Source organism: Bradyrhizobium sp. NBAIM08, from assembly GCF_020193935.1.
In the GTDB taxonomy this organism is placed as follows: Bacteria; Pseudomonadota; Alphaproteobacteria; order Rhizobiales; family Xanthobacteraceae; genus Bradyrhizobium; species Bradyrhizobium yuanmingense.
This window is the reverse complement of the sequence record NZ_JADYVR010000001.1, coordinates 386,357-399,855: the sequence shown is the minus strand read 5'-3', so window position 1 is coordinate 399,855 and position 13,499 is coordinate 386,357. Positions and strand designations below refer to the sequence as shown.

At 65.3% G+C, this 13,499-nt stretch carries 12 protein-coding genes; 9 read left to right on the top strand and 3 right to left on the bottom strand.

Annotated elements, in window-relative coordinates; genetic code table 11:
• Positions 1-191 precede the first annotated feature (191 nt).
• The 9 genes from lepB to I6F37_RS01860 all read left to right on the top strand — a co-directional run bounded on the left by lepB (position 192) and on the right by I6F37_RS01860 (position 10,179).
• Positions 192-956: a signal peptidase I gene (lepB, locus tag I6F37_RS01900; RefSeq protein WP_036015031.1), complete on the top strand. Its 765-nt coding sequence runs from the start codon at positions 192-194 to the stop codon at positions 954-956.
• On the top strand, positions 953-1,774 hold the full coding sequence (gene rnc, locus I6F37_RS01895) for a ribonuclease III (protein ID WP_225150122.1): 822 nt from the start codon (positions 953-955) through the stop codon (positions 1,772-1,774). Before lepB ends, rnc begins: the two co-directional genes overlap by 4 nt.
• Entirely contained in the window at positions 1,764-2,690 is a 927-nt protein-coding gene (gene era / locus I6F37_RS01890; RefSeq protein WP_225144647.1) for a GTPase Era, read from the top strand. Before rnc ends, era begins: the two co-directional genes overlap by 11 nt.
• 21 nt (positions 2,691-2,711) lie before the next feature.
• Entirely contained in the window at positions 2,712-3,092 is a 381-nt protein-coding gene (locus I6F37_RS01885; RefSeq protein ID WP_036015023.1) for a hypothetical protein, read from the top strand.
• Between the two features lie 120 nt (positions 3,093-3,212).
• Positions 3,213-3,965: a DNA repair protein RecO gene (gene recO, locus I6F37_RS01880; RefSeq protein ID WP_225150121.1), complete on the top strand. Its 753-nt coding sequence runs from the start codon at positions 3,213-3,215 to the stop codon at positions 3,963-3,965.
• 104 nt (positions 3,966-4,069) lie between these two features.
• Positions 4,070-4,354, top strand: coding sequence for a hypothetical protein (locus I6F37_RS01875; protein WP_225150120.1), 285 nt, complete (start codon positions 4,070-4,072; stop codon positions 4,352-4,354).
• A gap of 64 nt (positions 4,355-4,418) precedes the next feature.
• Entirely contained in the window at positions 4,419-6,677 is a 2,259-nt protein-coding gene (parC, locus tag I6F37_RS01870) for a DNA topoisomerase IV subunit A (RefSeq protein WP_225150119.1), read from the top strand.
• Between the two features lie 402 nt (positions 6,678-7,079).
• Positions 7,080-8,630 carry an ABC transporter substrate-binding protein gene (locus tag I6F37_RS01865; protein WP_225150118.1) on the top strand — a complete coding sequence of 517 codons (1,551 nt, stop codon included), beginning with the start codon at positions 7,080-7,082 and terminating at the stop codon, positions 8,628-8,630.
• Positions 8,631-8,634: 4 nt separating this feature from the next.
• Positions 8,635-10,179 carry a GMC family oxidoreductase gene (locus I6F37_RS01860; protein ID WP_225132036.1) on the top strand — a complete coding sequence of 515 codons (1,545 nt, stop codon included), beginning with the start codon at positions 8,635-8,637 and terminating at the stop codon, positions 10,177-10,179.
• A gap of 619 nt (positions 10,180-10,798) precedes the next feature.
• Here the strand turns inward: I6F37_RS01860 and I6F37_RS01855 are convergent.
• From I6F37_RS01855 to I6F37_RS01845, 3 genes are all read right to left on the bottom strand, one after another.
• The gene (locus I6F37_RS01855) at positions 10,799-11,062 is read right to left on the bottom strand and encodes a hypothetical protein (RefSeq protein ID WP_225132037.1); all 264 of its coding nucleotides are present in this window, start codon (positions 11,060-11,062) and stop codon (positions 10,799-10,801) included.
• A 90-nt stretch (positions 11,063-11,152) separates the two neighbouring features.
• Positions 11,153-12,535, bottom strand: a complete 1,383-nt coding sequence (gene chrA, locus I6F37_RS01850) for a chromate efflux transporter (protein WP_225132038.1) — start codon at positions 12,533-12,535, stop codon at positions 11,153-11,155.
• Positions 12,535-13,353 carry a chromate resistance protein ChrB domain-containing protein gene (locus tag I6F37_RS01845; RefSeq protein ID WP_225113874.1) on the bottom strand — a complete coding sequence of 273 codons (819 nt, stop codon included), beginning with the start codon at positions 13,351-13,353 and terminating at the stop codon, positions 12,535-12,537. The genes chrA and I6F37_RS01845 overlap by 1 nt, the downstream gene beginning before the upstream one ends.
• Positions 13,354-13,499: the final 146 nt, after the last annotated feature.

Here is a 13,499-nt window from a genome sequence, read left to right as displayed (position 1 = left end):
GCGATCCTTGATTGCGTGGCCTCCGACAACCGTCTAAAAGTCCGCGAACGCAAATCAGCCTGGGCGAATTCGGCTTTACGCCGGAATTGGCCCTCACTATCAGAATCAGGACAATCTCCTTGCGCCGCGAACCGGTGGGCCGTTCGCGGGAGGAGGGCGCTCTATGATCGCCGGCCGGAATTGAGAGAGCAATGAGCGTGACTTCGGGAACGAAAACTGAGAGCGGCGTCGGCGAAACGATCCGAGTCGTCATTCATGCTCTCCTGATCGCGCTCGTGATCCGCACCTTCCTGTTTCAGCCTTTCAACATCCCGTCCGGCTCGATGAAGGCGACGCTGCTGGTCGGCGACTATCTGTTCGTCTCGAAATATTCCTATGGCTACAGCCATTACTCGATTCCATTCTCGCCGCCACTGTTCTCGGGACGGATCTGGGGCTCGGACCCCGCTCGTGGCGACATCGTCGTGTTTCGCCTGCCGAAGGACGATTCCACCGACTACATCAAGCGCGTGATCGGCCTTCCCGGCGACCGTGTCCAGATGCGGGACGGGCTGCTCTACATCAACGATACGCCCGTCGAGCGGCAGCGCATGAGCGAATATGTCGGCGAGGACCCTTGCGGCTCGGAAGGCGGCGGCATCTCCCGGGTGAAGCGCTGGAAGGAGACGCTGCCGAACGGCGTGTCCTATGAGACGCTGGACTGCGCCGACAACGGCTACATGGACAACACCAACGTCTACACCGTCCCGGCCGGCCACTTCTTCATGATGGGTGACAACCGCGACAACTCCACCGATAGCCGCTTTCTCGGCCAGGTCGGCTACGTCCCGCAGGAGCACTTGATCGGCCGCGCCCAGATGATCTTCTTCTCCATCGCTGAAGGCGAGCACGCCTGGATGCTCTGGCGCTGGCCGTGGGCGGTGCGCTGGAATCGGTTCTTCAAAATCGTCCGATGAAAGACGAAGCCAAGGACATCGCGATCCAACCGACCGAGGTGCAAGCCGCTCCCGAGGGCGATGCTGCGGCGAAGGCGCCTGCCAAGAAGAAGCGGCCGCGGAGCAGCAAGGCCAAGGGCACGAATGCCAACGCGGCGCTCGAGGCGCGGATCGGCCACAGCTTCGCCGATCCAAATATGCTGATGCAGGCGATCACGCATGTCTCGGCCCTGAAGTCCGGGCGCAAGCGAGGCGACAGCTATCAGCGGCTGGAATTCCTCGGCGACCACGTGCTCGGGCTCGTCGTCTCCGACATGCTCTATCACGCCTTCCCGAACGCCGATGAGGGCGAGCTGTCCAAGCGGCTCGCCGAGCTCGTGCGCAAGGAGAGCTGCGCGGACGTCGCCAAGTCGCTCGGTCTCGTCGACGACATCAAGCTGGGCTCGGTCGGCTCCAGTGCCGATGCCCGCCTGCGCAAATCCATCCTCGGCGACATCTGCGAGGCCGTGATCGGCGCCATCTACCTCGATGGCGGCCATGCGGCGGCAGCCGAATTCGTCAAGCGCAACTGGACCGAGCGGATGCACAAGCCGCGCCGGCCCTTGCGCGATCCCAAGACCGTGCTGCAGGAATGGGCGCAAGGCAAGGGACTGCCGACGCCTGTCTATCGCGAGGTCGAGCGCACTGGCCCGCATCACAATCCGCAGTTCCGTGTCGCCGTCGATCTGCCGGGCCTGGCCCCGGCCGAGGGTATCGGCGGCAGCAAGCGCGCGGCAGAGAAAGTGGCAGCCTCAGTGATGATCGAACGCGAAGGCGTCGGCGGCAGCAATGACGGTTGAAGCAAGCGGCGGGGCACCCGGCGCGACGCGCTGCGGCTTCGTCGCGCTGATCGGCGCGCCGAATGTCGGCAAGTCGACGCTGGTCAACGCGCTGGTCGGCGCCAAGGTCACGATCGTCTCGCGCAAGGTGCAAACCACGCGCGCGCTGATCCGCGGTATCGTCATCGAGAACAACGCGCAAATTATCCTTGTCGACACGCCCGGCATCTTCTCGCCCAAGCGCCGGCTCGACCGCGCCATGGTCTCGACCGCCTGGAGCGGGGCGCATGATGCCGATCTGGTCTGCGTGCTGCTCGATGCCAAAACGGGCATCGACGAGGAGGCGGAGGCGATCCTCGCCAAGGCCGCCAGCGTCAATCACGACAAGATTCTCGTCATCAACAAGGTCGACCTGGTCCAGCGCGAGAAGCTGCTGGCGCTGGCGCAGGCCGCCAACGAGCGCATGACTTTCGTGCGGACGTTCATGATTTCGGCGATCTCGGGCGATGGCGTCGACGACATCCGCAAGACGCTCGCGGACATGGTGCCGCCGGGTCCGTTTCTCTACCCCGAGGACCAGATGTCGGACGCGCCGATGCGGCAGCTGGCGGCCGAGATCACCCGCGAGAAGATCTATCAGAAGCTGCACCAGGAATTGCCCTACCAGTCCACGGTCGAGACCGACAAGTGGGAGGACCGCAAGGACAAGTCTGTGCGGATCGAGCAGACGATCTACGTCGAGCGCGAAAGCCAGCGCAAGATCGTGCTCGGCAAGGGCGGCGTCACCATCAAGTCGATCGGCGCCGACTCGCGGAAAGAGCTGATGCAGATTCTGGACGTGCCGGTGCACCTGTTCCTGTTCGTCAAGGTGCGCGAGAACTGGGGCGACGATCCCGATCGCTATCGCGAGATGGGCCTGGACTTCCCAAAAGAATAACCAAGAAAAGATCGGCATTCGATGAGCCTACCCACCAACGTCCAGCGCTTCGAAGCGCTGCTCTATGCATCGTTGATGCTGGACGCCGTCTCGATCGCCGTGCAGGACCGCACGCCCAATGCCGCGGTGACCGAGCAGATGATCATGACCGGGACGCTGCTCGCCGGCGGCATGATCCTCCTGCTGCTCTATTTCGTCCGGCTGGCCGCGCATCATCGCAAGAACTGGCCACGCTGGGTGCTGGCGGCGGCCCTCGTGTTGTCGGTGATCTCGCTCGGCCAGATCATCGGCGAGAAGGGCCTGGAGCTCGACAGCGCCATCGAGATCGTCTCCTGCGCGCTGACGACGATGGGCCTGTATTTCTCCTTCAGCGGCGACGCGCGGGACTGGTTCAACGCGTGAGGCGCCGTAGGGTGGATTAGCGAAGCGTAATCCACCTTTGACGTGCACGGGCGATTGGCGGGTTACGCCTTCGGCTAATCCGCCCTACGATTGAACGCCGGAATCCGCTACACTTCCCCTATGGAATGGTCCGACGAAGGCATCGTGCTGGGGGTGCGGCGGCATGGCGAGTCCAGCGCCATTGTCGAGCTGTTGACGCGCGCGCATGGCCGGCATCTCGGGCTCGTCCGCGGTGGCGCCGGCTCGCGGATGCGGCCGCTGCTGCAGCCGGGGAACAGCGTCAGTGCGGTGTGGCGGGCGCGGCTCGACGAGCATCTGGGCACCTACGCAATCGAGGGATTGAAGCTGCGCGCGGCAACGCTGCTGGCATCGTCCCACGGCGTCTATGGCGTCACCCATCTCGCCTCCGTCGCGCGGCTGCTGCCGGAGCGCGATCCGCACGAAGAGATCTTTGCGCTGCTCGAGCATTCGCTCGACGATTTCGACGACATCGGCAGCGCGGCCGTGCACCTGATCCATTTCGAGCTGGCGATGCTCGCCGAGCTGGGCTTTGGGCTGGCGCTGGACAATTGTGCAGTGACCGGCGAGACTACGGACCTGATCTATGTCTCGCCGAAATCAGGCGGCGCGGTATCGCGTAGCGCGGGCGAGCCGTGGCGCGACCGGCTGTTGCGCCTGCCGCCGTTCCTGCGCCAGGGCGAAACCGCGGGCGATCTCACCGAACAGGATCTCCAGGACGGCTTCCGGCTCACCGGCCTGTTCCTGCTCCGCCACGTGCTGGAGCCGCGCGGCCAGGGCCATTCCGATGCGCGGGCCGGCTTCATCAACGCCCTGATGCGGCAGCAGGCGAGGGCGGCGATCCCGGCGCCATGACGTAATGGCTACCCAGCCTTGCCCAGCAGCATTCAGTTCCCTGGAACGAAATCGGCCCACGCGGACTTGGGGCTTGAGGTTCCACATCGGGGGGGACAGCCCAAATGTTGATCAAGGGACTCGCTTTGTCCGCGACGCTGCTTGCGCTCGCGCCCGACGCCATGGCTGGCGAGCCGCAGCCCGGGGCGTTTCGCCGGGCCTCGTGCACGGTGGTGCGGTACTATGTGGCGAAATATTCCGCTGCCGCTGCAGAGACATGGGCGCGGTCGCGGGGCGCGACCGACGCCGAGATCGAGGCCGCCCGCCGTTGCCTGACCAATGCGCCGGCGCCTGCGCAAACACCTGGTCCAGCCCCAACCCAGACCGTCACAGCCGGCTGGGCAGGCTAGTACGTCGCCCACAGGGAACCATTCGATCCTTGCCCGATTCGCTTCCACGGTTTAACCGGGCGGCATGGGAAAACGAATCGTTCCGCCGGAAGAACCGGCTGAAATCCACGAGGTGCCGCTGCGTGAGGCGCTGGAAGAGCGCTATCTCGCTTATGCCCTCTCCACCATCATGCACCGTGCGCTGCCGGACGCGCGCGACGGCCTGAAGCCGGTGCACCGGCGCATCCTCTACGGCATGCGCCTGCTCAGGCTCGACCCCGGCACGGCCTTCAAGAAGTCGGCCAAGATCGTCGGCGACGTGATGGGCTCGTTCCATCCGCACGGCGACCAGGCGATCTACGACGCCATGGTCCGCCTCGCGCAGGATTTCTCCTCACGATATCCGCTGGTCGACGGCCAAGGCAATTTCGGCAATATCGACGGCGATAACCCCGCCGCCTACCGCTACACCGAAGCGCGCATGACCGACGTCGCGCGGCTTCTGCTCGAGGGCATCGACGAGGACGGGGTCGAATTCCGCGCCAACTACGACGGCCAATCGAAAGAGCCCATCGTGCTGCCGGGCGGCTTCCCGAACCTGCTCGCCAACGGCGCGCAGGGCATCGCGGTCGGCATGGCGACCTCGATCCCGCCGCACAACGCCGCCGAGCTGTGCGATGCCGCGCTGCACCTGATCGAGAAGCCCGACGCAAAGTCGAAGGCGCTCTTGAAGTGGGTCAAGGGCCCGGATTTCCCGACCGGCGGCATCATCGTCGATTCCAAGCAGGCGATTGCGGAAGCCTACACCACCGGCCGCGGCTCGTTCCGCGTCCGAGCGCGGTGGACGCAGGAGGAGGGCGCACGCGGCACCTGGGCCGTCGTCGTCACAGAGATTCCGTTCCTGGTGCAGAAGTCGCGTCTGATCGAGAAGGTCGCCGAGCTGCTGGACCAGAAGAAGCTGCCGCTGGTCGGCGACATCAGGGACGAATCGGCCGAAGACGTCCGCATCGTGATCGAGCCGAAGTCGAAGAACGTCGATCCGGCGCTGATGATGGAATCGCTGTTCCGCCTCACCGAGCTCGAAAACAAGATTCCGCTGAACCTCAACGTCCTGATCAAGGGGCGCATCCCCAAGGTCGTGGGGCTCGCGGAGTGCTTGCGCGAATGGCTCGACCATCTGCGCGACGTGCTGATCCGCCGCAGCAACTACCGCAAGGCGCAGATCGAGCACCGGCTGGAAGTGCTCGGCGGCTTCCTGATCGCATACCTGAACATCGACAAGGTGATCAGGATCATCCGCACCGAGGACGAGCCGAAGCCTGAGCTGATGAAGGCGTTCAAGCTCACCGAGGTGCAGGCGGAAGCCATCCTCAACATGCGCCTGCGCTCCTTGCGCAAGCTCGAGGAGATGGAGATCCGCACCGAGGACAAGAACCTCCGCGCCGAGCTCAAGGGCATCAATGCGGTGCTCGCCTCCGAAACCGAGCAGTGGAAGAAGGTCGGCGAGCAGGTCGGCAAGGTCCGCGACATGTTCGGACCGAAGACACCGCTCGGCAAGCGTCGCACCACCTTCGCGGATGCGCCCGAGCACGATCTCGCCGCGATCGAGGAGGCCTTCGTCGAGCGCGAGCCGGTGACGGTGGTCGTCTCCGACAAGGGCTGGATCCGAACCATGAAGGGGCATGTCGAGGATCTCTCGGGCCTTGCCTTCAAGCAGGACGACAAGCTCGGCTTCGCCTTCTTCGCCGAGACGACCTCGAAGCTCCTGCTGTTCGCCACCAACGGCAAGTTCTACTCGCTCGACGTCGCCAAGCTGCCGGGCGGCCGCGGCCATGGCGAGCCGATCCGATTGTTCATCGACCTCGAGCAGGAGGCCGCGCCCGTCGCGCTGTTCGTCAACAAGGGCGGCCGCAAATTCCTGGTCGCCAGCCACGAGGGCCAGGGTTTTGTGGTCAACGAGGACGATTGCGTTGGCACCACCAAGAAGGGCAAGCAGGTCCTCAACGTGGACATGCCGAACGAGGCCCGCGCGATCACCGAGGTGACGGGCGACACCGTCGCCGTCATCGGCGAGAACCGCAAGATGCTGGTCTTCCCGCTCGACCAGGTGCCGGAGATGGCCCGCGGCCGCGGCGTGCGCCTGCAGAAATACAAGCACGGCGGCCTGTCCGACGTTGCGGTATTCGACGCCAAGGCGGGCCTGACCTGGAAGGATTCCGCAGGACGCGAATTCTCCGCGACCATGAAGGAGCTGGCGGAATGGCAGGGCACCCGCGCCGACGCCGGCCGCCTGCCGCCGAAGGGTTTCCCGAAGTCGAACAAGTTCGGTCGAGTGATCGGGTAGGGCACTGGCCCCAACTGTCGCCACAACGACGCTGTCATCCCCCGCCTAGTGCGCAATTGCGCACGGGGGCGGGGCATCCAGTACGCCGCGGCTTCTCCGTATCCATCAGCTGTCTCTGGAATACTGGGTCGCCCGATCAAGCCGGGCGGCGACAGCGCGTGTTGTGCTCTCTGCTCCACCGTCATTGCGAGCGCAGCGAAGCAATCCAGAATCCCACCGCGGAAAGACTCTGGATTGCTTCGCTGCGCTCGCAATGACGAGCTGCGACAGCCTCGCTCTCCAACTCTAAGTATGTGCATCCTGCAAACGCGTGGCAGCTAGCTATGAGCGCATACGTGTGGGCACGAACATTGCTTTTTCCTGCTGAACGCAAACGGCTGGTCAAAAGGCAAAAACACCCCAATGCTCAAACTGAAGACTTTCATTCCCGCGCTGTTCGGCCTTGCGCTGGTGGCGGCGCCGGCGCATGCGGCGGGCAATCTCGTCGCGGTGCTCGAGGCGGAGATTGTCACGCTCGATCCGCATTTCTCCACGGCCTATATTTCGCGCACGTTCGGCTACATGGTGTTCGACACGCTGTTTGCGAAGGATGCCAAGGGCGACATCAAGCCGCAAATGGTGCAGGACTGGAAAGTCTCGCCCGATGGCTTGACCTATACGTTCACGCTGCGCGACGGCCTGAAATGGCACGACGGCCAGCCCGTCGCGGCAGCCGATTGCGTGGCCTCGCTGCGTCGCTGGGGCACCCGCAGCGCACTCGGCCGCCGCATTTTCGCGATCACGGCTTCGCTCGAGCCGGTCGATGCGAAAACCTTCGTGCTGACGCTGAAGGAGCCGTCCGGCCTCGTCATCGACGCGCTCGGCAATCCCGTCAGCCCGGTCGCTTTCATGATGCCCGAGCGCATCGCGAAGACGCCCGGCGACCAGCGCATCACCGAGATCGTCGGCTCCGGCCCGTTCGTCTACAGCAAGGCCGACCACCGCACCGGCGACCGCATGATCCTGAAGAAGTTCGGCGACTATGTGCCGCGTCCCGAGCCCGCGGACTTCCTGGCCGGCGGCAAGCGCGTCAATGTCGACACGCTCGAGGTCCGCGTCATTCCCGATGGTGCGACTGCCGCCTCTGCGCTGCAGGCCGGCGAAATTGATTTCCTGCAGTACGCGCCGTTCGATCTGCTGCCGCAGCTGGAGAAGAACACGCGCGTCAAGCTCGTCAACTTCACCGGCGGCAACATGTTCGCCGGCGCCTACCGTCTCAACGCGGCCTCGAAGCCGTTCGATGATCCGGAAATCCGCCGCGTGCTGTGGAAGCTGGTCGACCAGCGCGAAGTGCTGGATGCGCTCGGGCTCGACGCCAAATACGCCACGCCTTGCGCGACCTACTTCACCTGCGGCACCACATACGAGAGCAAGGCCGGCACGGAAGCGGCGGCCAAGCCCTCGATCGAAGCGGCGAAGGCTGCACTGAAGGCGACCAAATATGCCGGCGAGTCCGTCATCGTGATGCAGGCCAACGATCTCGAAGCCCCGCGCGTTTCGGCGCAGGTGCTCGCCGAGCGGCTGAAGGCGGCCGGCTTCAATGTCGATCTGCAGGTGATGGACTGGGCGAGCGTGCTGGCGCGCCGCGCCAAGAAGGAGGGCTGGAGCGTCTATGGCGTCCACGCCGGCGGCTTCGACCTCGGCTCGCCGCTGACCAATGTCATGGTTGCCTTCAACTGTGCCGACTTCACCGGCTGGCAATGCGATGCGCGTATCACCCCTCTGATGGAAGCCTTCGGCAAGGCGCCGGCCGAGGCGGACCGGAAGAAGATCGCGGGCGAGATCCAGGCCGTCATGTACGATCAGGCGCCCGGAATCCCGTGGGGCCAGTTCGCGCAGCCGGCCGCCCATCGCGCGACTTTGCGCGGTCTGATACCGTCCGCCATCCCGGTGTTCTGGAACGTTGAGAAGTAGCGCGATGTACGATGTCATTGTTGTCGGCGGCGGCTCCGCCGGCGCCGCCGTGGCCGCAAGGCTCTCCGAAGATCCCGCACGGCGCGTCCTGCTGCTCGAGGCGGGGCTCGACTGGCGCGCCGACGAGGCGCCCTGGGAGGTGCGGACGCCGAATCCGATCCCGATCATCCACAAGCGCGAGTACCAGGAGAAATGGCAATGGCCCGATCTTCTGACGCGCCGCGTCGCTGGGCAGGAGCCGCGCTTCTACTGGCGCGGCAAGGGGCTCGGCGGCTCGTCGATGATGAACGGCCAGATCGCGATCCGCGGCGTTGCCGATGCGTTCGACGAATGGGCGGCCAATGGCTGCACCGGCTGGTCGGCGAAAGAGGTGATGCCGCTGTTTTCGGTGATCGAGGACGATCTGGAATTCGGCGATGTCGAGGACCACGGCCGCGGCGGGCCACTGCCGGTCTACCGCGCGCCTTTGCAAAAGTGGGGTCCGATCGACCGCGGCTTGCGCGATGCGGCACTTGCGAGCGGCTATCCCTGGTGCGCCGACGTCAATGGTCCGGACGGCGAGGGCGTTGCGTGCTACCCCATCAACAGCCGCGACTTGCGCCGCATCACCACCAACGAGGGCTATCTCGAGCCCGCGCGCGGGCGCGCCAATCTGGAGATCCGCGGGCATGCGCTGGTCGATCGTGTGCTGATCAGCGACGGACGGGCAACGGGTGTCCGCGTCCATATCCAGGGGCAGGGCACCGACGAGATCAGCGCACGTCAGATCGTGCTGTGCGCCGGCGCCATCCACAGTCCGGCGATCCTGCTGCGCTCGGGCATCGGGCCGGCTGAGGAGTTGAAGGCGATGGGGATCGCGGTCGAGCGCGATCTGCCGGTCGGCCGCCATTTCTTCGATCACCCGCTGTTTCGCGCCACCATACAGCTCCGGGAGGAGCTTCGCCCTACTGATCCCGATACGCGCCACACCAATTGCTGCGTGACCTATTCCTCGGGCCTCGCCAATGGCGGCAAGCGCGACATGATCCTGATCGCCTTCAATCATCGCGGCATCGGGAACCCCGGAGCGATCGGTGCAGGGCTGTTCAACGCCTATTCGCGCGGGACGCTCAAGCTGGCCTCGACCGATCCTGCAATCGATCCGGTCGTCGAGGAGAACATGCTGGCCGATCCGCGCGACATGCTGCGCATGATCGATGCGGTGAAACGCCTCGCGGTCATCACATCGCAGCCGGCGCTGTCAGGCATCGCCGACTGGATCAGGCTCGCTGACACGGATCTGACGCTGCCGCAGGCCGCCAGCCTGCCCGATCACGAGCTCGAAGCGGTGCTGCGCCGCGAGACGGGCGACATCCAGCATGCCGCCGGCAGCTGCCGTATGAGCGGCTTGGACGACCCGGATGGCGTGGTCAACCCCGACGGCACCGTGAAAGGGATCGGCGGCCTGCGTGTAGCCGACGCCTCGATCATGCCGTCCGATTGCCGCGCCAACACGCATTTCACGACGGTGGTGATCGGGGAAGCGATCTCGCGGATGATGATGCGGTAGCCGGCAGCCGGGATTCAAGGCGCATTGTGTTGAGTCACGCGCGCGTCGCGGAAGATGGGCGAGTGGCGGGACCAGATTCAATTCAACGTTGCGCGACATCGTTCCTACCAATGTTGAAAGCCTCCGACGAATATCATCAGGAACGTTTGCGCGCGGCTTCGATTGGCATGTCATCGTCAATCGGAGTTTGAACAATGCGAAAGACAATCTTCTCAGTGGCCATGTGTGCGTTGCTTGCTGGCGCGTCGATCGGGTTCGCCCATGCGCAGGCGGGCGGAGGTGCCGGAGGCGGGGCAGGCGCAGGTGGAGCGGGCGGCGCGGGTGCGGGCGCTAGCGCCGGGGCCGGAGGAACCAGCGGCGGAACGAGCGGCGCGGCGGGTGGAACAGGAGCGGGCGATGCAGGTACCGGCAGTTCGACGGGGTCCAGCGTAGGCGCCGGCGGCGGCAGTGGCGCAGGTTCCGGCCAGGGCGGTCCTCAGACCATCCGTCCGGGCGGCACAAACGATCCAACCCGACGCTAACAAACGTCGGCGCTTACGACGTGAATAAGGGAAGGCTGCAGGGTTCGACTCAGCAGCTTTCCCGCGGCATCAGCGAGCCGGCCCAAGGTGGAACGGGTCTATGGACTGAACAAGCTGCGAAGAAACCGCTCCTTTTCGCCGGGCGCATAACCTTGAGAAGCGCCGAAATAAGGTTCAGTGGCGCCAGGATAAGCTGAGGTTTCCGGCGGCGGCGCGTAGGCGAAGCCCGAAGCTGGACCGGACAGGATCATACCCTGACCGGAATGGACAATCGCGTGCCGCCGGTGTGGATGACGCGCCTGTGCGGCGTCGGCAACGCCGACCAAGGTGATCAGAAAACTGAAAACCAGAAGGAAACGCATCGCTGTTTCTCCAAACGCCCCCTGCCTAGGTGGCGTTCGGCCGCGGCGTTCCAACTCATCCTGGACTCATGATTAGTCACGTCCCTGGCATCAGATCATCCCGGCCATCCGCAACGCCACGCCCGCCGCGCAGCTGCCCGCCAGCACCGTCAGCATGCCGAGCTTGAACCGGAAGATCGCGGTGGCCGCCGCGATCGCCAGCACCAGCGCCGGCACGTCGACGCTCCTCAGCACCGGCATGTCGAAGTTCAGCGGAAACGCATGCACCGGCACGGTCTCGCGGAACAGGATGTGCAGCGCGAACCAAATCGACAGGTTGAGGATCACGCCGACCACGGCGGCGGTGATCGCGCTGAGCGCGCCGGCGAGGCCCGCGTTGCCGCGCAGGCGCTCGATGTAGGGCGCGCCGACGAAAATCCAGAGGAAGCAGGGCATGAAGGTAACCCAGGTCGCGAGCAGGCCGCCGAGCGTGGCCGCGAGCATCGGCGACAGGCCGCTAGGGTCGCGATAGGCCGCCATGAAGCCCACGAATTGCAGCACCATGATCAGCGGGCCCGGCGTGGTCTCGGCCATGCCGAGACCGTCGAGCATCTCATGCGGCTTGAGCCAATGATAATGCTCGACCGCCTGCTGGGCGACATAGGCCAGCACCGCATAGGCGCCGCCGAACGTAACCAGCGCCATCTTCGAGAAGAACAGCGCGATCTGGCTGAACACATTGGCCTGACCCAGGGCCATCAGCAGTGCGATCACCGGCACCAGCCAAAGCGCCAGCCACAGTGCACCGACGCGGATCGCGCGCGCCGTGTTGGGCCGGACGTGATCGGGCACGGCCTCGCCGAGCATGCTGTCGATCGCGGCGCCGCCGCCATGGGCGTGACCGGCCGGCGCGAATTCCGGACGGCCGCTTCGGGCGCCGGCATAACCGATGAGGCCGGCGGCGATGATGATGATCGGGAAGGGGACCGCGAAGAAGAAGATGGCGACGAAGGCCGCGGCCGCGAGCGCGATCATGATGCGGTTCTTCAGCGCGCGCTTGCCGACGCGCACTACCGCCTCGACGACGATGGCGAGCACGGCCGCCTTGAGCCCGAAGAACAGCGCCTCGACGAAGCTGACATTGCCGAAGGCGGCATAGATGTAGCTGAGGCCCATGATGGCGATGATGCCGGGCAGGATGAACAGCCCGCCCGCCATCAGCCCGCCGGCGGTGCGATGCATCAGCCAGCCGACATAGGTCGCGAGCTGCTGCGCCTCAGGTCCCGGCAGCAGCATGCAATAGTTCAGTGCGTGCAGGAAACGGCCTTCGGAGATCCACTTCTTCTCCTCGACCAGGATGCGGTGCATCACCGCGATCTGGCCCGCGGGGCCGCCAAAGCTCAGGCAGGCGACACGGAGCCAGACGCGAAAAGCTTCCTTGAAGCTGATGCCGTGACCGGCACCAGCTCCCGCTTGATCGGCGCGAACGTCCATTACGCCTTCACCTTGTTGGTCGGCCAGTTGTGAGTCTCGGTGGTGGCGTCGCGGCACCAGCGGTAGAAGGCATCATAGAGCAGCATGCCGGCCTCGAGCTGCTCGAGGTCGTCGTCATACATGCGCGACAGCCCGAGCGAGGCCGCGAGCAGGCCGGGCGCCTCCTGCGCGAGGTCGGGTCGCGCGGTGTCGGCGCCCCGCACCAGCGTCGCGAGACGCAGCAGGGGCGCGGTCGCGATGCCGAACTCCTCGATCATCACGTCGAAGGTGCAGAGCTCGCCGCGGTGGCTCCAGAACACGTTCTCGATGTCGAAGGGCGCTGCGCCGAACCGCTCGCCGACGGCGACCACCTCGGACGGCGCGACATAGAGGAACACTGCGCCCGGATCGACGAAGCGGCGGATCAGCCACGGGCAGGCGATGCGGTCGACCTTCGGCCGCGCCCGCGTCACCCAGACGGTGCGCCCCTTGGCATCGCGCGGCGGCAGCTTGCGGGCGTCGACCAGCGGCAGCTTGGCCGCCTTCCAGCCCTCGAAGCCGCCCTCCAGCGTTTCGGCCTGCGCGCCGAGCTGGCGTAACCAGGCCGCGGTGCCTTGCGCGAGCTTCTCGCCGCGGAGGCAGGAGACTACGGCGCGGCGGCCGGCGAAGGCGCCGCCCCAGTCCGCCACGTTGTCGTGGCCGAGCTTGATGGAGCCGGGAATCAGCCGCCGGTCGGCGGCGAAATCCTGCTCGGTGCGCACATCGATCAGAACAGGCGCATTCGCCGTGCCGATCAGCCGTGCCATTTTGTCGGATGAGATGGTCGTGAATGTAGACATGATGCGTCCTCGAGAACCAAACGGGACGCGATGCTTGGGCCTGTCGCCTCGTGGGGAGATCGCTCAAATCCCCATGGCGCAGATTACAGCGAAACTAAGAAGCACTGTCAATCCGCGGGACGATTGGTCCTTAGAAAATTGGTGCC